The organism is Mycolicibacterium sp. XJ1819 (genome assembly GCF_053483675.1).
Window position 1 is genome coordinate 14,253 of the sequence record NZ_JBEFST010000023.1, and the last position, 21,168, is coordinate 35,420.

11 protein-coding genes are annotated in these 21,168 nt (G+C 70.3%); 1 reads left to right on the top strand and 10 read right to left on the bottom strand.

The annotated features are described in order from the left end of the window. Positions 1–7: 7 nt before the first annotated feature. The 10 genes from ABQE89_RS22525 to ABQE89_RS22570 form a co-directional block, all read right to left on the bottom strand. On the bottom strand, positions 8–235 hold the full coding sequence (locus ABQE89_RS22525; RefSeq protein WP_448420784.1) for an MbtH family protein: 228 nt from the start codon (positions 233–235) through the stop codon (positions 8–10). After that, the gene (gene mbtG, locus ABQE89_RS22530) at positions 216–1,520 is read right to left on the bottom strand and encodes an NADPH-dependent L-lysine N(6)-monooxygenase MbtG (protein WP_448420786.1); all 1,305 of its coding nucleotides are present in this window, start codon (positions 1,518–1,520) and stop codon (positions 216–218) included. The genes ABQE89_RS22525 and mbtG overlap by 20 nt, the downstream gene beginning before the upstream one ends. After that, on the bottom strand, positions 1,517–5,893 hold the full coding sequence (locus ABQE89_RS22535; RefSeq protein WP_448420788.1) for a non-ribosomal peptide synthetase: 4,377 nt from the start codon (positions 5,891–5,893) through the stop codon (positions 1,517–1,519). The genes mbtG and ABQE89_RS22535 overlap by 4 nt, the downstream gene beginning before the upstream one ends. Then, positions 5,890–10,989 carry a non-ribosomal peptide synthetase gene (locus ABQE89_RS22540; RefSeq protein WP_448420790.1) on the bottom strand — a complete coding sequence of 1,700 codons (5,100 nt, stop codon included), beginning with the start codon at positions 10,987–10,989 and terminating at the stop codon, positions 5,890–5,892. The genes ABQE89_RS22535 and ABQE89_RS22540 overlap by 4 nt, the downstream gene beginning before the upstream one ends. Then, positions 10,986–13,961, bottom strand: coding sequence for a mycobactin polyketide synthase MbtD (gene mbtD / locus ABQE89_RS22545; protein WP_448420792.1), 2,976 nt, complete (start codon positions 13,959–13,961; stop codon positions 10,986–10,988). Before mbtD ends, ABQE89_RS22540 begins: the two co-directional genes overlap by 4 nt. Next, positions 13,961–15,295 (bottom strand): beta-ketoacyl [acyl carrier protein] synthase domain-containing protein, encoded by a 1,335-nt coding sequence (locus tag ABQE89_RS22550; protein ID WP_448420794.1) that lies wholly within the window; start codon positions 15,293–15,295, stop codon positions 13,961–13,963. Before ABQE89_RS22550 ends, mbtD begins: the two co-directional genes overlap by 1 nt. Then, positions 15,285–16,040 carry a thioesterase II family protein gene (locus ABQE89_RS22555; RefSeq protein ID WP_448420796.1) on the bottom strand — a complete coding sequence of 252 codons (756 nt, stop codon included), beginning with the start codon at positions 16,038–16,040 and terminating at the stop codon, positions 15,285–15,287. The genes ABQE89_RS22550 and ABQE89_RS22555 overlap by 11 nt, the downstream gene beginning before the upstream one ends. 177 nt (positions 16,041–16,217) lie before the next feature. Further along, the gene (locus tag ABQE89_RS22560; protein ID WP_448420798.1) at positions 16,218–17,960 is read right to left on the bottom strand and encodes an ABC transporter ATP-binding protein; all 1,743 of its coding nucleotides are present in this window, start codon (positions 17,958–17,960) and stop codon (positions 16,218–16,220) included. Then, positions 17,957–19,789, bottom strand: coding sequence for an ABC transporter ATP-binding protein (locus ABQE89_RS22565; RefSeq protein WP_448420800.1), 1,833 nt, complete (start codon positions 19,787–19,789; stop codon positions 17,957–17,959). The genes ABQE89_RS22560 and ABQE89_RS22565 overlap by 4 nt, the downstream gene beginning before the upstream one ends. A gap of 66 nt (positions 19,790–19,855) precedes the next feature. Next, positions 19,856–20,245, bottom strand: a complete 390-nt coding sequence (locus ABQE89_RS22570; protein WP_448420802.1) for a nuclear transport factor 2 family protein — start codon at positions 20,243–20,245, stop codon at positions 19,856–19,858. Positions 20,246–20,303: 58 nt separating this feature from the next. Between ABQE89_RS22570 and ABQE89_RS22575 the strand changes: the two genes are divergently transcribed. Further along, positions 20,304–21,167 (top strand): LLM class F420-dependent oxidoreductase, encoded by an 864-nt coding sequence (locus tag ABQE89_RS22575; RefSeq protein ID WP_448420804.1) that lies wholly within the window; start codon positions 20,304–20,306, stop codon positions 21,165–21,167. Position 21,168 lies beyond the last annotated feature (1 nt).

The following is a 21,168-nucleotide window of genomic DNA, read 5'->3' on the forward strand; positions in this document are numbered from 1 at the left end:
GCCACCGTCAGGTGTCGGCGGACATGGTCTCGCGGGCCTCGCGCAAGCTGCGCGGACGCATGTCGGTCCAGTTCTCCTCGACGTAGGCCAGGCAGTCGGCCCGGGTGCTTTCGCCGAACACCACGCGCCAGCCGGCGGGCACATCGGCGAACGTCGGCCACAGGCTGTGCTGGTCCTCGTCGTTGACCAGCACGTAGAACGTGCCGGCTTCGTCGTCAAATGGGTTGGTGCTCATCACTTCTCCTGAGTGGTGTGTCGGTGGGCGAGGTGAGCTGGGCGCCGAGCACCCGGTCGGACAGCAGCCCCAGACAGGACAGGTTGGGAAATCCCGGGCCCTGGGTGAGCCCGGCCAGGCCGGGCAGAAACAGTTTCGGCATCACCTCGGCGACGGCGAGGTCGTCACCGATGGACTCTTGAAGCCGCTCGCCGGTCAACGGGCCGCCCAGACCCAGTTCGAGCAGGTCCAGGGCGTCCTGGGCCAACAGCGGCACGAACCAGAGCGCGTCGGCCCCGGACCCGTCGATCACCAGATCGAAACCGTGCACGGTCTCCAGCTTCTCGCCGCCCTGGCTGGTGTTCAGGGTCAACCGGATTCGGCTGTCACGGGCCACCGCGTGCGCGACCCGGCCGCGCAGATGGCGGATCCGGTCGTCGGAGAGCAGCGCGTCCTGCACCCGCGCCGAGAACACGCCACGGTCGGTGCGCGCCATCGCGTCGCGGCGTTCCGCCAGCGTCAGGCCGGTCCAGCCGGTGGGGTCGGAGAACAGCGTGTTCTCGAAGAACCCCTCGCCGCGGGTGAACAGGGTGACCTGCGGCGAGATGACGGTGATCGTCGAAACCCGGTGCCGGAACAACTCGTTGAGCATCGACGCCGCGGTCTCGCCACCGCCGATCACCGCGACCCGTTCCGCGGCGATCAGATCCCGTTGCGCGGCGCGGTGCCAGAACTCCGCGATCGACAGCACCCGCGGATTGCCCGGCAGGATCGAGCGTTCGGGCTGGCCGGGCCCGGTGATCATCACCCCGTCGGCGACCACGCTCTGATCACAGGTGTGCAGCACCCACCGCGGCCGCCCGGCCGTCGCGTCGACACTGATCCGGTTCACTTCGCCGAAGACCACCCGCATCGCGCAGTTGTCGGCGACCCACCGCAGGTATTGGCTCCACCGGCGGTGCGTGGGCGCGGGTCTGCCGCGGTCCACCCACTCGGCGAACTGGTTGGTGCAGATCAGATACGCCTGCCAACTGTGCCGCGTCATGCGCTCGTCGAGTTCGGCGTTTCTGCGCGGCACCAGCGCCGAGCGGTACGGGAAGCCGACGTCCTTCTCCGGGCTGGTGCCCAGCCGGTGCTGACCGTCGGTCCAGCCGCCGTCGGCCTGCCAGTTGGCGGCCACCGCGGTGCGTTCCACCGCGACGACATCGGGGGCGTCGATGCCCATGGCACGCAGTTCAGCGGCCTTGGCGGCGACCGCGACTGCCTTCGCACCCGCCCCGACGATCGCCAGGGTGCCCGCGGTCACGACACCACCTCGCGCAGCGCGTCCTGCCACATCGACTGCAGGGTGGCGACGTCGTCGGCGGACAAGATGTCGGGCACCGTGCGCCACTGAGTGCCCAGCAGCGGCGCGTCGACCTCGCCGAGCACCGCCGCGAGGATCGTCAGCTCGTGGCGCACCGCCACGTCGGGCTCCGGCAGCGGTGACACGTCGGCCAGCAGGGCGCGATCCGGCAGCAGCGCACCTCCGGTGCCGACGTGGATGCGGCCCAAGAAGTTCAGCAGCAGTTGCGGTTCGGGGCTGCCGCGCAGCCGTTCGGCGGTGTCGGCGCGCAGATAGCGCAACAGGCCGTAGTCGATTCCGTCGCCGGGGATCGTCTCGATCGACTCGGGAGTGGCCATCCGCAGCGGGTAGATCGCGGTGAGCAGGCCGACGGTGTCGGAGGTGTCGGCATCGACGAGATGGTCGGCGCGGCCGTGGGTCTCCAGCGCCAGCAGCGGCGCCGGCTCGGCCTGTCCGCGGCGCCGACGCCACCGGGTCACCGTCCGCGCGGTGGCCTCGGCCAGCAGGTGTGTGGCGGGCCGCGGCCCGGCGAGCAGGCGTGCGGTCACGTCGCTGTCGGTCATCGACATGGTGACGACGACGTCGCCGATGCGGTCGTGGCCCGGGCGGACCCGTCGGGAACCGAGCTGCGGATCAGCCCCGTCGAGTTGCGCGGCCCAGAAGTCCACGGTGTCAAGGCTTTCGACGCGCTCGGCGAGCAGCCGCGACCACCGGCGATAGCTGGTGTGCTCCAGTGCCGGCACGGGACTGCGGCCCGCGGCGATCGCATGCCATCCCGCGTCGAGCTCACCGAGCACGACCCGCCACGACGCGGGATCCAGGGCCAGCACGTGCGCGGTCATCACCAACACACCGGGGCCCTCGCCGTCGCGCAGCCACACCGCGTCCAGCATCGCACCCCGCTGCGGGTCAAGCCGTTGCACCGCGGCGGCGGTGTGCGCCGCGACGGCGACGGCCATGTCCCCGTCGATCCGCGCCTCGGTCAGGATGTCGCCGGGTTCGTGCTCGACCAACATCATCGTGGCGACGTCGAGGCGGCTGCGGAGCACCTCGTGGCCGTCGATCACCGCCCGCAGCATCCGAGTCAACTGTTCGCGGGTGATGCCGTCGGGCAGCCGGATCGCTTCGGTCTGCGCGAGCCGGCGCGGGTCGCCGTGTTCGTAGAGCCAGTGCGCGGCGGGTAGCACCGGGATCGGCCCGGCGCCCGCGTCGCCGCCGGGCAGGCAGACGTGCTCACTGTCGATCGCGGTGGCGAGTTCGCGCAGGGTGGCGCACTCCAGCATCAGCCTGGCGCGCAGCGGAATTCCGCGGCGGCGGGCACCCTGAACCACCGACAGCGCGACGATGCTGTCCAGTCCCAGTTGCAGAAGATCCGCGGTGACATCTATGTCGGACGTGTCGAGCAGTTCGGCGAGGACCGCGACCAGCGCGGCCTCGGTTTCGGTCTCCGCGGCGGTCGACGGGCCGTCGTCGACGGCGACGGCGGCCAGCGCGGCCTCGTCGATCTTGCCGTGCGATGTCAGCGGCATCTGCTCGACCACGACGATGCTGTGCGGAACCATGTAGCGCGGCAGTCGTTTGGCCAGCATGGGGCGCAACTCGGCCACGGCGGGCGGCGGGTCGGCCGCCACATAGGCGATCAACCGCGGCGCCGCGCCCGCCCGTTCGCGCACCGCGACGTGGGCGTGCTGCACGGCGGGGTGGCTGTGCAGCACCGCGGCGATCTCGGCGGGTTCGACCCGAAAGCCGCGGATCTTGACCTGGGAGTCGCAGCGGCCGAGGAACTGCAGCGCACCGCCGGGCCCCCTGCGCACGACGTCGCCGGTGCGGTACATCCGCTCCCCCGCCACGAACGGATCGGCGACGAACCGGCCCGCCGTCTCGGCGGGCCTACCGAGGTAGCCGCGGGTGAGTTGGTCGCCGGACAGGTACAGCTCGCCGGGTACCCCATCGGGCACCGCGCGCAGCCAGGAGTCCAACACGTATGCGCGGCTGGGCCCGGTCGGCACTCCGATGGTGGGTTGGTCGTGTTCGGCGATGGCGCCGACGACCGCTTCGACGGTGGCTTCGGTTGGGCCGTAACAGTTATAGGCCGTCATACCAGTGCGCGCGCACTCGTCGCGGATGAGGTTCCATGCCGGGATCCCGACGGCCTCACCGCCCAGCGCCAGCACCCCGAGCGGCACCGTGGACAGCAGGCCGACGGCATGCAGTTGGGCGAACATCGACGGTGTGGTGTCGATGATGTCGATGCCGTACCGCGCGATGGTCTCGACCAGCGCCTCGGCGTCGCGCTGCACGTCGTCGTCGACGATGTGCACCGCGTGGCCGTCCAGCAGCGCGGCCAGCGGCTGCCAGGCGGCGTCGAACGTGAACGACCAGGCGTGGACGACCCGCAGCGGGTGACTCAGCCGGGCGGCGGCCGGGCGCAGGATGTTTCGCGCATGGTCCTCGCTGTAGGCCAGCAGTGCGCGGTGGGTGCCGACCACGCCCTTGGGTCGGCCGGTGGTGCCGGAGGTGAACACCACGTAGGCGGCCTGGTCGGGATGGATGGTCGCGGGCCGAAAATCGACGTCGGCCGGTTCCGACTCGACGGCGGCGAGCAACGCGTCGTCGACGACGACGTCGGCCTGGCACTGTGACAGGATGTCGGCGACACGCTCGGTCGGCATCGTAGGATCCAGCGGTACGATCACCCCGCCGGCCTTGAGCACCCCGAACATCGCGATCACGTACTGCGGTCCGCGTGAAAGGCTGACCGCCACCGGGGTTTCGGCGCGAATGCCGCGGCGCACCAGTGCGGCCGCCAGCCGGTCGGCCGCTTCGTCCAGTTCGCGGTAGGTCATGGCGCCGTCCGACCAGGTCAGCGCCGGTGACGCCAACCGGCCGCCCGCGACCTCGGTGAACCGGCCGTGCACACCGCTACCGGACGCCGCGAAACCGTGGTCGACCGCCGCTATGGGGTTCTCCCCGTCGAGCAGGATGCTGACATCGCGAAGGGGGTCGTCCCAGTGGGTGATCAGCCGCTGGACGGTTTCCAGCAGCCGACGGCCCAGCGACTCGGCGGTCATCGTCCCCAGCGCGCCGTCGATCACCTCGACCAGGATGGTCAACCGGTCGTCGTCCATGTGCGCGGCGATGGTCACCGGAAAGTGCGAAAGGCTTTCCAGCGTCGCGGGAATGAAGATGGCGCCGTTGGCCTCGAACTGTCCACCTCCGACCAGTCCGCCGGGCGGGAAGTTCTCGTAGACCAGCAGGCTGTCGAACATCTCGCCGACACCGCCGAGCGACCGAAGTTCGGAATGCGCCAGATAGCTGTGATCGCGCAACAGCGCCGCCTCACGCTGCAGGGCCACGCACTGCGTGCCGGTGCGCATCGCCGGATCCAGCCGCACCCGAAGCGGCACGGTGTTGATGAACAGCCCGACCATCGACTCCACACCGACCAGTTCGCCGGGCCGACCGGACACTGTCACGCCGAACACCACGTCACTGCGGTCGGTGAACGCCGACACGACTGTCGCCCAAGCCATTTGCATCAGCGTGTTGACGGTCACCCCGCGCGAGCGAGCCGCCTCGGCGAGTCCGGCGGTGGTATCGGAGTCCAGCTTCAGCTCGGTGCGGCGCGGCGCCCCGGCGGGCGGCTCACCGTCGGTGAGCGCGGGCGTCAGCAGGGTCGGGCCGTCGAGGCCGCGCAGGTGGTCGCACCACACCTGCCTGCTGGCGTCCTGATCGCGGGCGCCTAGCCAGCCGATGTAGTCGCGGTAGGGTCGCGGCGCCTTCGGCAGCGCGGCGAGGTCTCCTCCGGAGCGGTACAGGGTGATCAGTTCGCCCACGAACAGCGGCAGCGACCAGCCGTCGATGATGATGTGGTGTGCGACCACCACGAAACGCCAGTGCGGCGCGCCGTCCGGTGACGCGTCGGCTCCGACCTCGATGAGCAGGAACCGGATCGCCGGGCCGCGCCCCAGATCGAACGGGTGCCGGCGTTCGTCGGCGTCGAGTGCGTCGACTTCGTCGGCCGTCGCGGTGACGGTGCGCCACGGGACGTCGACGCGGGTCGGGATGACCTGCACCGGTCTGCTCAGCGCGGCAGTCGAAGTCGCCCCCAAGAAGCTGGCTCGCAGGTTGGGGTGGCGGGCCAGCATCGCCGCCGCGCAGTCCCGCAACAGCGCGGTGTCCAGCGCACCGGTGATGTCGGCCGACATCGCGATGACATAGGGGTCCTCCGCGCCGTCCTCCCCGCCGCTGAGCTGCGACAGCGAGAACAGGCCCTGCTGCAGCGGACTGAGCGCGAGCACGTCCTCGACGGCCGGGGTGTCGGTCGCCGTCATGTCGCACCGTCTCGGGACGCGGCGAACATCGCGGTCACCGTCGCCAGTTCCTCTGCCGACAGCCCGGATGCGGTCATCGGCTCGTGGTGGGTGTCGGCGGTGTCGTTGGGCTCGCCGGTGTCGTCGACCCGGGCGGCCAGCGCGTGGATCGTCGGATGTTCGAACACCATTCGCGCGGTCAACGGCAACCCGGTATCGCGTGCCCTGGCCGCCAGTTGCACCGCGAGGATGCTGTCGCCACCGAGGCTGAAGAAGTCGTCGGTGCGACCGACCTCGGCCACCTCGAGGATCTCGGCGAGGATCGTGGCGATCGCGCGCTCGGTGTCGGTGCGGGCGGGCTCGAAGTCGCCCGCCGGGGCCGGCTCCGAGGGGTGCGTGGCCGTCTCGATGTACTCCAGCGCACCGTCTTCGGTCCAGCGGGCGCGCCTGCCGCTGGGCCGCAGATGCACACCGTCGTCGTCGGCATGGTGCTCATAGGCGTCGCCGATGCTGCCGATCGGGGCCGGGTCGCGCCAATGGTCGAGCACGCTGACTTTCGCGGCGGCGCTGAGGCCGTGGATCCGGCGGCGCTCGTCGCGGTCGGCGACCATCACGTCACGCAGTCTCTGGTCGGGATCCTCGGCGAACGCCGTCAACACCCGGGTGAGCCGGTCGACCAGTCGCTGCGCGGTGGAGCGCCTGTACAGGTCGGTGCGGTAGATGACGTGACCGCGGTAGCCGTCCTCGGCGGCGAAGAAGTTGACCGACAGGTCGGCGTGCGCGACGTCGAATGGCGGCTCCAGCGCGCTGAACTCGGTGTCGCCCGCGGGACCGGACTCGACGACGTGGTCGGTGGGCAGCGCCTCACGCACGTGCACGACGACACCGAACAGCGGGTTGCGTGACAGCGACCGGGTCGGCCGCACGGCGTCGACGACCTGGTCGAAGGGCAGGTCCTGATGCGCGTAGGCGCCCAGCGCGGTGTCGCGGGCCCGGCCCAGCACCTCACGCAGCGTGGGGTTGCCCGACAGATTGTTTCGCAGCACCACGATGTTGATGAAGAACCCGATCAACTGGTCGAGTTCGGCTTCCGTGCGTCCGGCCACCGGGGTGCCCAGCGGTATGTCGGGCCCCTCGCCGGCCTTGTGCAGCGCCACCGCGACCGCCGACTGCAGGAGCATGAACTCGGTGACCCCGAGTTCCTGGCACAGCCGGGCGAATTCGGCGCGGGTGGCGGCGTCGATGGTGAACTCGACGGCGTCGCCGTCGCCGCTCAGCACCGGCGGTCGGGGGAAGTCGGGGGTCAGCCCCGGATCCTCGGGAAGCCCTGCGAGCTGTGCGCGCCAGTAATCGCGTTGCCCCGCAACGGCTCCGTCGACATCGGCCAGCAGCGTGGCCTGCCACGCGGCGTAGTCGGCGTACTGCACCTGCAGCGGCGCGAACTTCGGCACGCGACCGGCCCGCCGCGCGCGGTAGGCGGTGAGCAGGTCGTTGAACAGCACCATGGCCGACCAGTGGTCGGCGGCGATGTGGTGCACGACCAACGACACCACGTGCGCGTCCGGTGTCGAGAGCACCGCGGCCCGCACCGGCGGGTCACGCTCGAGGTCGAAGACGTGGCGCCGCTCCTTGGCGAGTTCGGCGTGCAGCCAGGACTCGTCGGCGCCGCGGGCCCGCCGCACGGCCACGCCGTCGGCCGCGTCGTCGACGATCTGGTATGGCACACCGTCGATTTCGCGGTAGGTGGTACGCAGCACCTCGTGCCGCGTCACGACGTCGCGCACCGCGTCGACGAAGGCGTCGATGTCGCACGGCCCGGTCAGCCGCGCGGCGAACGGGACGTTGTTGACCGGGCTCGGCCCGTCGACGCGGTACTGAAACCACATCCGAAGCTGCGACGCCGACATCTGCAACGGTCCCCCGCGTGGGACGGCGACCAGTCGGGGGCGCACGGCGTCGGCCGTCGACGCGGAGTCGACGCGCGCGGCGATGCCTGCCACCGTGCCGAGTTCGAACACCTCGCGCACACCGATGTCGACGTTGCACTGGGCGCGCAGCGCCGCAACGAGTTTCGTCGCCAGCAGCGAGTGGCCGCCGAGGTCGAAGAACGAGTCGTCGGCGCCGATGCGCTGCCGCCCGAGCAGTTCGGCGAACAGGCCGGCGATCAGGCGTTCGGTGCCGTCGGCGGGTTCGCGGAAGTCGGCTCCGGAGCCGATGTCGGGTTCGGGCAGTGCCTCGCGGTCGATCTTGCCGTGCGCGGTGATCGGGATCTCGTCGACCACCACGTAGGCGGACGGGGCCATGTACTCCGGCAGCGCGGCGGCGACGCGGGCGCGGACACGTTCGACGTCGACGCCCTCGGCGTCGTCGGCCGGTGTCAGATACCCCACCAGACTCCGGCCGAGGTTGGGCAGATCACTGACGAGCACGACGGCCTGGCCGACGCTGGGGTCCACCGAGATCGCCGCGGCGACCTCGCCGAGTTCGATGCGGAACCCGCGGATCTTGACCTGTTCGTCGGCACGCCCGACGAACTCGATATCGCCGTCGGTATTGCGGCGGGCCAGATCACCGGAGCGGTAGAGCCGACCGCCCGGGGTGAACGGGTCGGCGACGAACCGCTCGGCGGTAAGCCCGGGCCTGCGGTGGTAGCCATGCGCGACGTGAGTGCCGCCGATGTAGATCTCGCCGATGACGCCGACCGGTACCGGCTGCAACGCGTCGTCGAGCAGGTGAATCTGGGTGTTGATCTTCGGCGTGCCGATCGGCACGATGCGAGTGCCCTGCTTGCCCTCCACCTTGTACCGGCTGGCGTTGATCACCGTCTCGGTCGGCCCGTAGAAGTTGTGCAGCAGCGCGTCGAAGGTGGCGTGGAACTTGTCGGCGAGTTCGCCGGGCAGCGCTTCCCCACCGATCGGCACCCGCTGCAGGGTGCGCCACTGGTTCACGCCCGGCAGCGAGAGGAACAGTCCCAGCAGCGACGGCACGAAGTGCATCGACGTGATCTTCTCGGTGTGCAGCAGTTCGGTGAGATAGCCGACGTCACGCAGCCCGTCGGGGCGCGGTATCACCAGCCGCCCGCCGCAGGCCAGCATGCCGAAGATCTCGGCGATCGACACGTCGAAGCTGGGCGAGGCGACCTGCAGAAGTCGTTCACTGTCGTCGATTTGGTACTCGTCGGCGAACCAGACGAAGTATTCGGCGACCGGGCGGTGCGGCACCGGGACGCCCTTGGGCAGGCCGGTGGAGCCGGAGGTGTAGATCAGGTAGGCGGTGCTGTCCGGGCGCAGCGGGCGCACCCGGTCGGCGTCGGTGGGGTTGTGCGCAGCGAACCGGTCCAGGTCGGTGACCGCTTCGCGCACCACCAGTTTCGGATCGGAATCCGACAGGATGAACTCCAGACGGTCCTGCGGGTAGGTGGGGTCGACCGGCGCGTACACCGCGCCGGCCTTGATCACCCCGAGCGCGGTGATCACCAGTTCCGGCGACCGGTCCAGCAGCACCGCGACCCGGTCCTCGGCGCCGATGCCCTGTGTAATCAACCAGTGCGCCAACCGGTTCGCCGACTCGTTGACCTCGCGGAAGGTGTAGTGGCGGCCCTCGTAGACCACGGCCACCGCGTCGGGGGTGCGCGCCGCCTGCGCTTCCACCAGCGCCGTGATCGTCGTCGCCGGCGCGTCGAATTCCTCACCCGCCGACACCCGGCGCAGCCACGCGGCGTCGTCGGCTCCCATCACGTCCAAGGTGCTGATCGCGGCATCCGGGCGGGCCAGCGCGTCGTCGACCAGCACCGCGTAGTGCTCGAGAATCTGGCGGGCCATCGCCGGTTCCAGGATCTCGACGAGGTACTCGGCCTCCACCACCACCACGGCGTCCTCGCCGTCGAACTCGACCATGAATCCCAGTGGCAGCTGGGTGAACTGGCTGCGCAACTCGGCGCGTCTGCAGGTGATTCCCGGCGGGTTGAAACCCTCGCCGTCCGCGCCGCGCGCGCCGAACGTCACCCGCGTCATCCGTTCCACACCGTGGCGTCGGTCGGGGTTGAGTTCGGCCACCACCCGGTCGAGGTTGATCCGTTGGTGTGCGAACGCCCCCAGCGCGGCGTCGCGCGCGTCGGCGAGCACCTCGCGGAACGTCTGCTGCGGGCGCGGGCGCAGGCGCAGGGCGACGGTGTTGCCGTAGTAGCCGATCACATCCTCGACCTGTGCCGAACGGTTGAGTACCGGGGTGGCGACCAGGAAGTCGTCGGCATGGGTGTAGCGGTGGATCAGCACGCCGAACGCGGCCAGCAGCACCATGTACGGTGTCGCGCCGGTCTCCTTGGCCAGGGCCGTCACGCGCTCGACGGTCGCCTCTGGCAGCGCCAGCGTGCTGCGTTGGGACCGCCAGTTCGTCGGTACGGCAGATCCGTTCGGCCCGGGCAGTTCCAGCGGCTCGGGCGGGTCGCTCAGCACGTTGCGCCAGTACTCGAGATCCTCGGTCACCGATTCGTCGGCCGGCGGCGGTACCGGAACGGGCCCGCCGAGGGGTTCGCCGCAATATGCGCGGGTCAGATCGGTGAAGAAGATGCGCCAGCAGCCGTCGTCCCATGCGATGTGATGGGCCACCAGCAGCATCACGTGCTCATCGGCGCCGGTGCGTACGACGGTCAGGCGCAGCGGCGCATCCGCACTCAGATCAAACGGCGCGCCGAACTCGCGCTGCGCCAACACTTCCAGGCGCAGCCTGCGCGCATGCTCGGACAGATCGGACAGGTCGTGTACGGACCATCCCGGGGTCAGGGCGTCGTGGACCGCGCGCTGCGGTTCGCCGGCGGCGTCCGCGTGGTAGGTGGTGCGCAGCAGTTCGTGTCGCGCCGCCACGGCATCGACGGCCTCGCGCAGCCGGGCGACGTCGAGCGCCCCGGTGATGCGGTACGACAGGCAGATGTTGAGGATCGCCCCGGTCGGGTCGGCCGTCTGCACGAACCACATCCGGCGCTGACCGTCGGAAAGCCCGGAGTGGGCCGGGGCGGGCGTCTGACCGGCCGACCGCAGTCCGCGTTCGGAGAGCTTGCGCCGCAACAACTCCAGCCGGCGCTCGTCAAGGCTCTCGCGGGTGTCAGCGATGTCAGTCACGCGTGGTCTCCACCTTCTGGTCGTTCCCGAGTGTCGAGTGCGGCGATGAGCTCACCGCCGGTGATTCCGCCGAGCAGCGCGGCCAGCGCGACCGACTTGCCGGTGGCCCGCCGCAGTCGGTTGCGCAGCTCGAGCGCGAGCAGCGAATCCAGGCCGAGGTCGAGCAACGAGGTTGTCAGGTCGATGGCGGCGTCGACGTTGAGCACCGCCGCAATCTCTTCGCGGACCCGCGTGGGCGTGTCGGCTTCGCCGTCCGACGGCGGTGCCGCCGAACCCGTCCGGCCGGTGGGCGCACTGTCCAGGAACATCCGCAGCCGGTCCTGGTCGGCGGTGATGATCAGCGGATCGGCCCAGTGGTCGCGAAGGCTGGCGGCCACGGCGAGATCGGGCGGCATCGGCAGCAGCCCGGCGCGTGCGATGTCGGCGACCCCGGGACCGTCGGTGATCGCGCTGCGGCGACCGGGGTCGGTGCGCCACAGGCCGTACCTGGCGGCCACGCAGTGCTGACCTTCGGCCCGCAGTTGACCGGCCATCACGTCGAGCATCCGGTTGACGGCGGAGTAGGAGACATGGCCGCGGCCACCCCACACCCCGGATACCGACGAGCACACCACGATCCGGGCGCCGGCCCGAAGCGGCCACAGTTGCACCATCCGCGCGAGACCGCCGATCTTGGCCGCTGCGGTGTCGGCGAACCCGTCGGCCGTGACGGCGGCCCGGTCGGCGAAAGCCGCCGTCCCCGCGGCGTGGATCATCAGCGACGCGCCCTCGCCGCCGTGCGCGCGGGCCGCGGCGGACACGTCGTCGGCGGAGCGGATGTCACAACGCGGCGCGACGATGTCGACGTTCTCGCGCAGACCCCGCCCGGCGATTTCGGCCGCGGCCGCCGCGTCGAGGCCGCCGCGGCTGAGCAATACGATGCGCCGGGCCCCGCGTTCGGCGAGACTCGCGGCGAAGTGCAGGCCGACCGCGCCGCTGCCGCCGGTGATGACGACGTCGTCGAGCAGGCCGTCGTCCAGCGGCCACTCCGCAGCCTGCTGGGTGGCCTCCGACATCGTGCGGACGAAAAGGCCTACCTGCCCGGTCGTCTGGCGTAACGCACCCTCATGCACGCCGCCGAGCAGCGCATCGACGGCGCCGGCGGCCACGGCGTCGTCGAGCTCCCACGAGGGCAGGTCGAGGTGGCGGAATGCCTGATCGGGGTGCTCGTGGGCGACGCTGCGGTGCATCGCGGCGAGCGCGGCCTGCGCGGGCAGCGCGACGGGTTCGTCGGGGCGCACCTGCTCGCCGCCGACGGTGACCAGGCACACCTCGCGGCACGCCGGGCCCGCGGCGGCCGGGTAGTCGAGCAGCCCGTCGCCGAGCAACCCGGCGATCTCGGCCACGGCGAGTTCGGTTTCAGGATGGTCCAGCACCGGGGCGACTGCGACCAGCAGATCGGCGTCACGCGGATCCACCAGCTTCGCAACGCGATGGTCGCGCACCGCCTCGCGCAACCGCCCGGCCAGCGGACCGGACGGTCCTGTCATGCCGATCACCGCGAGGCGTCGCTCGGTTGTCGGAGTCTCGAGATCGGTTGTTTCCTGCCAGATCTCGTGGCTGACGGTGACGCCATGCACCGGCGCCAGCGGCTCGGGCTGTGCCCAGAACCGGTCGGCCCGCATCGGCGCGTTCGGAAAGCCCTGCGACAACGGGCGATCGACGTCGACCAGGCCGCTCCAACGATAGCCGGGGTCGGCGGTCGCGGCGGCGCAGATCCCTGCGGACACGGCGTCGACGAACGGCACGTCACGCGCCCCGGACCCGACGACCGTCGGCGCGGCGTGATCGTCGGTGAGCTCACCGAGCGCGAACAACAGCGACGGGTGCGCCGACATCTCCACGAACGTCTCGGCACCGAGTTGACGGGCCACCGCGGCGGCGCGGTCGAAACGCACGGTGTTGCGCAGGTTGGCATACCAGTAGTCGACATAGGACACCCCTGCCGACACCACCTGTGAGGTCGCCGAGCTGACGAATTGCACCGGGGAATCGAGGAATTCCCCTGCGGGCAGTTGAGCGCGCAGGCCGTCGCGCAGGGGTTCCAGTGCGCTGGTGTGCCCGGGGTAGTCGACCTCGAGTTCGCGGACGAACAGGTTCTTCTCGGCCGCGCCGTGGACCAGTCGCGTGATGGCGTCGCGGTCGCCGGACACCACCACCGACGAATCCGAGTTGACCGCCGAGATTTCCAGCCAGCCCGACGTCGGCGATATCGCGGTCACCAACTTCTCGGCGTCGCCGGCCGAGACGCCGAGGGCGGCCATGCGGTAGCCGCCGGTCAGCGCCTCGACGACGTTGGCGCGGGCGACCACCACGGCGGCCGCGTCGGCCAGCGACATGACGCCCGCGACATATGCGGCCGCGACCTCACCGAGACTGTGCCCCAACGTGATGTCGGGCAGCACACCACAGGATCGCCACACCTCGGCGAGGCCGACGGCGTGCGTGAACTGTGCGGCCTGGATCTGCACCTGCGACCAGTCGCCGCCGCCGGCCTCAGCGGTCAGGTACGGCAGCGGGGACTGTCCGGCGACGCCGACGAACGCCTCGGCGCAGCGGTCGGCGTGGGTGCGATACACCGTCGAGCGCCGGTAGGCATCGGCGCCCATCGACGGCCACTGGCCGCCCTGACCCGGGAACACGAAAGCCGTTCGGGGCGCCCCGGTCCGGGCACAGCGCGCCACCAACGGGTGATCCTCGCCCGTGGCGATGGCCCGCAGTCCGGCGGCCAACTCGTCGAGGTCGGCGGCGCGCACCACCGCCCGGTGGCGGCGCAACCGTCGGGTGCGCAGCAGGGTGGCCGCCACCGACGCCACGTCGGGTGTCCGGTCCAGATAGCGCAGGATCGCCTCCGCGTCGGCGCGAACGAGGTCCTCGGCGTGCGCGCTGAGGACCACCGGAACGCGGCCGTCGGGAAGTGCGGTGGTCGGCATCAGGACGCCTCGCAGTGCGCGCCGCGGTCGGGCATCGCGACGATCACGTGTGCGTTGGTGCCGCTCATCCCGAACGCCGTCACCGCGGCCAACCGGTTCCCGTCGTGCGCGGGCCACGGTGTGAGTTTGGTCGCCAACCGCAATCCCTGGCTGTCCCAGTCGATCTCGAGGCTCGGTTCGTCGGTGTGCAGGCTCGCCGGTATCGCGGCGTGTTCGGCGGCAAGCAGCACCTTGGCGAGACCGAGTCCGCCGGCCGCCGCCTGCGTGTGCCCGAGATTCGACTTCACCGACCCCAGTAGGCCGCCGCCACCGGGCGCGGTGGCGCCGTAGGTCTGCGCCAGCGAGATCAACTCGGTGCGATCCCCGAGCCGGGTTCCGGTGCCGTGACCTTCGATCATCCCGATGTCCTCGGGGTGCACCCCGCCTCGATCCATGGCGCGCTCGAACAGTCGCGCCTGCGCGGGGCCGCTCGGCGCGGTCAACCCGGCGGAGCGACCGTCCTGGTTCAAGCAGGTCGCGCGCACCTCGGCGAGCACGTTGCGGCCGTCACGCAGCGCCCCCGACCGGCGCTGACAGACGAACACCGCTGCCCCCTCGGCCCATACGGTTCCGCTGGCGTGCGCGCTGTAAGGCCGGCAGTGGCCGTCGTCGGACAACGCATGCTGCTTGGCGAACTCGACGAAGAAGCCCGGCGAGCCCATCACGCAGACACCCCCGACGAGCGCCATCTCGCAGTCACCGGCCCGCAGCGCCTGCGCCGCCACGTGCAGCGCGGTCAGCGTCGACGAGCACGAGGTGTCGATGGTCAGCGCGGGCCCGGCGAGGCCGAGGGTGTAAGCGATGCGCCCGGACACCGGTCCCAGCGCGGTGCCGGCCATCAAATGACCGGTCAGATCGGTGTATTCGGCCAGGTCCGGTCCGTATCCCATCGTCGAGGCGCCCACGTAGCAGCCCACGTCGTGGTCGGACAGGTCGTCGGGATTGATACCGCTGTTCTCCAACGCACGCCATGCCACCCGCAGCGCGACCCGCTGCTGGGGATCCATCGCGACGGCTTCGCGCGGCGAGACGCCGAAGAACTCCGGATCGAAACTCGCTGCGGTGTCGAGGAATCCGCCGAGGTCGGAAATCGGTTTGAAGCCCTCGCGCCGGGAGCCCTCGAGCAGGTCGGCGATCGACCAGCCACGGTCGCGGGGAAAGGGGCTCAGGGCTTCACGTTGATCGGCCAGCAGCGACCAGTACTCGTCGGCGGTCTCGACGCCGCCCGGCGCCTCCACCGCCATGCCGACGATGACGACGGGATCATCCGATGGGTCGGCGTGACTACCTGTCATTGATCAGGTCCGCCACGGCGTCGAGGTGCTCGTTGAGGTAGAAGTGGCCGCCGTCGAACAGCGACAGCGTGAAGGCGCCCGCGGTGTGCGTCTGCCACCGGAGCAGCATGTCTTCGCTGATCCGGTGGTCGGCGCGGCCGCCGATGGTGTGGATGTCGGCGCCGATGCGCACGTCGGGTTCGCACGCATACCGGTTGAACGCGAGGTAGTCGGCCCGCACGGCGCGCACCAGCAGCTCGACGAAATCCTCGTCGGCGAGCAGTCGCGGGTCGGTGCCGCCGAGGTCCACCATGTTGGCGACCACGTCGGCGTCGGCGGTGGGCAGTCGAGGCGAGGTCGCGATCGTGCACGGCGCCTGGCTGGCCGACACCCACAGTTGGCGTACGTCGGCGCCGTGTTGCTCTGCGACGCGGGCGAATTCGAACGCGATCACCGCGCCCATGCAATGGCCGAACAACCGCAACGGGCCCAATCGACTCCAGTCGCCCGCCGCGAACAGGTCGGCGGCCAGTTCCTCGACGGTGTCGGGTGCGGGATGGTTGAGCCGGTCGGCCCGTTGCGGATACTGCACGACGAACGCATCGGGGCCGTTGGCGGACAGCGCCGCCGCCAGGGCGCGGTAGGCCGCGGCCGCGCCGCCTGCGTGGGGAAAGACCACCGTGGCGCCGGGGCGTTGTCCGGTGGATCGCTTGACCCATGGCGCAAAACGCACCTGGGGGCTCAGTTGGTGCCCTCCGTCGATCATCGTCGCGGTGCCGTCGAGTCGAGGTCGCGGCGGGCGGCCTGCGCGTCCGCTTCCGCAACACCCATGATTCCTCCGAACTATTTAGCGCAGGCTGCCCTAAGTCGGTGGTGAGGTTACCCTATCCTCGCTTGCCGGACACGCCTACGTCGCGCGCGCTCGCATCGGGCCTGACGTGCCCTAACGACCGGGTTCGCCGCCGGCCATCACCCATCCGCCCGCGGCCACGCGTTGTGACCAGAACTGGGCGTACTGTCCGCCGCGGCCCATCAACTCCTGGTGGGTGCCCTGGTCCTCCACATGGCCGTCGGCCGACAGCACGACGATGTTGTCCGCGGCGGTCACCGTCGACAGCTTGTGGGCGATGACGATGACCGTGCTGCCCTGGGCCAGGGTGCGGACGGACTCGGCGATGTGATGCTCGTTTTCCGGGTCCAGGGCGCTGGTCGCCTCGTCGAACAGCACGATCGGCGCGTTCTTGACCAGTGCGCGCGCGATCGAGACCCGCTGGCGCTCCCCGCCCGACAGCGCCGCACCGCCTTCCCCGACCCGGGTCTGCCAACCGTCGGGCAGCCGTTCGACCACCGACAGCAGGCCCGCGGTGCGCGCCGCCTCGAAGATCTCGTCGTCGCCGGCGGCGGAGCTGCCGATGCGAATGTTCTCCCACAACGTGTCGTCGAACAAGTAGACGTCCTGGAACACCAGCGACAGCTGGGCCATCAGGTCCGCGGTGGGCTGATCGCGCACGTCGAGACCGCCGACCCGGATCACTCCGGCGTCGACGTCGTAGAACCGCGCGATCAGTTTGGTGATCGTCGACTTCCCCGATCCGGACGGGCCGACCAGCGCGGTCATCGTCGTCGGCTCGGCCACGAAACTGACCTCAGACAACACCTTTCGGCCCGCATAGCCGAAGTCGACACGGTCCAGTTCCACCCGGCCGGGTACCGGGAGGGGTTGACCGGCATCGGGTTCGGGCAGTGCCGGGGTTTCCAGGATCGACGTGATCCGCCGCAACTCGGTGGCCGCGATCCGCATCGCAGAACCGATTTCGGCCAGCGCCGACAGTGGCGAGGCGAACCGGGCGGCCAGTCCGAGAATCGCGACCAGCGTGATGGGGTTCATGTCTCCGCTCACCGCGATCCACGCGCCCGCGGCGATCAGCACCGAGAACACCGCCTGCACCGCAACACCGTTGAGCATCAGACCCGCCACCGACTGCCGCAGCGCCTGTCTGCCGACCCGGTGCTGGGTGTCCAACGCGTCGGCCAGCGGCGCGTAGTCGGTACCGCTGCGGCCGAACGCCCGCAACACCGGCTGATGCCGCGCGAACTCCAAAACCCGGTTGTTGACGTCGGTTTCGGCCGCGTGACCGACCTGTTCGGCCTTGGCGATCAGCCGCGAGGCAAACCGCCCGCACGCCGCCAGCAGCACACCGCCGACCAGCGCGACCAGCCCGATGCGCCAGTCGAACACGAACAGGCCGACGACCACGGTCCCCGCGCTGACGATGTTGACCACCAACGGCGTGAGCAGGTTGCCTCCGCTGGTGCCCACGAACACGGTGCCCTTCACCGCGATCTGGGACACCTGCCCGGTCCGCTCGCGGTTGAACCAGCCCAGCGGCAGCGTGACCATGTGGTCACCGAGTCGGTGGTGCAGCAGGCGCATCGTGGTCAACGCCATCCGGATCGCCGCGGTGGCCTGCACGTAGTTCAGTGCCGAGGCGACGACCACCACCACGGCCAGCACCGCCAGCCAACGCGCCGCCGCGTCGAAGTCGCCGTCGAACAGGGCCACCGAGATCGGTACCAGCAGCACCATCGCGAGACCGTGCAGCACGCCGTACACCGTCACCAGCGCGAGGTAGGCATACATCCGGCCGCGCTGCGGGCCGAGGATCTGCAGGAAACCCCGGATCACCGCGCCACCTCCCATTCCTTGGCGTTGCTTTGGGTGTAGGTCTGCCACATCCGCGAGTACTGCCCGCCCGCGGCGAGTAAGTCGTCGTGTCTGCCCCGTTCGACGATGCGTCCCTCGTCGAGCACCGCGATCTGGTCGGCCGAGACGATGGACCCCAGCCGGTGCGCGATGACCAACACGGTGCGGCCGACGATCAGCCGGGACAACGCGGCCTGGATCTGGGCCTCCGAGTCCGGGTCGGCGAACGCGGTGGCCTCGTCGAGCACCAGGATCGGGGTGTCGGCCAGCAGCGCCCGCGCGATGCTGACGCGTTGCGCCTCCCCACCGGAGAAGTGCGCGTCCTCGCCGACGACCGAGTCGTAACCGTGGGGCAATTGTTCGATGCGCTGGTGGATCTGGGCCGCCTCCGCAGCCGCGACGATCTCCTGCTGGGTGGCCTCGGGCCGGCCCAGGCGGATGTTCTCGGCGACGCTGATTCCCAACAGGTGCACGTCTTGCAGCACGAACCCGACATGCCGGTACAGCTCGGCGGGGGCGATCTCGCGCACGTCGACGCCACCGACACGCACCGCACCCGAGGTGACGTCGTGGAACCGCGGAACCAGCGTGGCCAGCGTCGACTTCCCGCTGCCCGACGGGCCGACGAGCGCGGTGATCGAGCCGGGCACCAGCCCCAGCGTGACCTCGTCGAGCACCGTGCGCTGCTCGTCGTAGGAGAAACTCACCGCGTCGAACTCCACCGAGTTGTCCTGCGGCACTTGCGGGTCGGCGGACAGCGAAAGCGACGGGGCGTCGAAGAGGCGCTGCAATCTGCCGGCCGCGGAGGCGGCCTGTCGTTTGATGTGGGTGGAGTAGCCGACGGTGAGCACCGCGGCGGGCACGGTCACCGCGACCAGCGTGGCGCCCAGCACCTCGATCGGCGTCACCCAGCCGCTGCGGACGAACCAGTAGCCGCCCGCGAGGTTGGCCAGCAGCAGCACGGGTGTCTCGATGAAGATCGACGACGCCGCCTTGACCCGCACCAGCGGCTCCATCCAGCCCGCGAAGCCGTCGTTGAACTCGTCGGCGGCATCGGCGAATCGCTTGTGCGCCTTGCCCGCCTCGCCGAACGTCTTGACCACCGACACCCCGGCGATGAACTCGACGATGGTGGAGCTGATCCGTTCCACGCCGCGGTTCAGGCGCTCCATCTGGGTGCGGGAGTCGCGGCCGAGGACCACGAAGATGGCGATGTAGACGGGCACGGTGGCCAGCGCCAGCAGCCCCAGCCGCCAGTCCAGATAGAAGCAGTAGGCCAGCCCGAACACGGGGGTGGCCAGCGCGCCGGTGTTCTCCACCGCCGAATGCGCGACCAGGAAGTGCAATTCGCCGACGTCGTTCTGGACGGCCTTGCGCACCTCACCCGACGAGGTGGTGTTGAACCAGCCGAGCGGCAACCGGCCCAGCTTGTCGACGATGCGGCGGCGCAGCGAGCGCTGCAGGTCGATGTCGGCGTGGTGGGTGATGGTCAGCGCGAAGCCGCCCGCGATCGTGCGCACCAGCAGCGCGGCGATGACGACGGCGACGATCGTCCACACCCGCGTCGTGTTCACCGGTCCCCCGGCGAGCAGCTCCCGGCCGATCTCGACGATCCCGACGAACGGCACCACCGTGGCCGCCGACGCCAGCAACTGGTAGCGCTGGGCTCGTGCCGTGCGGGTGCGGGTCGGGGCGAGCAACTGCTGCAGCGCCAGCTTGTCGTAGGTGGCGGCGCGCTTGGCCGTGTCTGTGCGCTCCGGCTCGGGATCGTTGGCATCGACGTCGTCGAGCGCGGATTGCACTGCGGTCATGCGGCCTCCAGGACTTACGGAGTAAGGGAAGCCTAACCCTACCTGGGGTCGGTTCGGCGTCGGCCGCTACGTCGTCGGGCGCGGTCCGGGCTGTGCACCGGCCGAGTCGGGGTCGACCTCGACCGCATACGAGGTGATCGCGACGATCTTGTCACCGTCGAACTCGTAGATGTCGCAATTGGCGACCGCGGTGGTGCCGCCGGGCCCCCGGTAGCGGGCGATCGTGTCGACAGCGACGGCGTCGGCGCCGGCCGCGACGACGCAGCGGTCGTAGACGGTGGTGGTGTCGGCCAGGCTCGCCAGGGTTTCGCGGCAGGTGTGGCGGACCGCCGCCGCGCCCTCCAACACCATGTATCCGACGATTGTCCAGCGCACGTCGTCGGCGAGATGGTCGAGCGCCTCGTCGAAGCGATGCTCGGAGAACGCGCGGCCGACGGCGCCCCGATCGAATGGCATGCAGCGACGGTAGCGTGGCCGGCAGCGTCATCCGACGGTAAGACGAAAGGAACACGGTATGGATTTGGCGGGCGTGGGGGTCTGGAGTTCGCAGTTGCGCTACGGCGATCAGGCCGAGGCGGCCGAGGCCGCCGCGGAGTTGGAGGACCTCGGCTTCACCGCGCTGTGGATCCCCGACGTCGGTGGCAAGGTCTTCGATTCGGTCGGGCACCTGCTGTCGTCAACCAAGCAGGTGGTGATCGCCACCGGAATCCTCAACCTGTGGATGCACGAACCGCCCGCGGTGGCCGCTTCCTACGCCTCGCTCACCGCCAAGCACGGTGAGCGTTTCCTGATGGGCATCGGGGTCAGCCATGCACCGCTCATCGACTCCAAAGAGCCTGGCCGGTACCGTAAGCCGCTCACGGCCACCCGGGCATACCTCGACGCGCTCGATGCGCAGGATCCACCTGTGCCGGTCGGCAACCGGATACTCGCCGCGCTCGGCCCGAAGATGCTCGAACTGTCGGCCAAGCGCTCTCGCGGCGCGCACCCGTACCTGGTCACCCCCGAGCACACCCGCTACGCGCGCGAGCACCTCGGCGCGGACCCGCTGCTGCTGCCCGAGCAGACGGTGCTGCTCACCGACGACCGCGACGCCGCGCGTGCTGTCGGAACCGATTGGCTGCGTTCGTATCTCGCCCTGCCCAACTACGCCAACAATCTGTTGCGCAGCGGGTTCACCCAGGAGGACGTGGATACCGTCAGCGACCGGCTGTTCGACGCGATCATCGCGTGGGGCGACGAGGACGCGGTGCTGCGCCGGGTCAAGGAACACCACGACGCGGGCGCCGACCACGTGTGCGTGCAGGTGCTCACCGCCGACCCGCGGGAGTTCCCCCGCGAGCAGTGGCGACGGCTGGCCGCGGCCCTGGTCCCCTGAC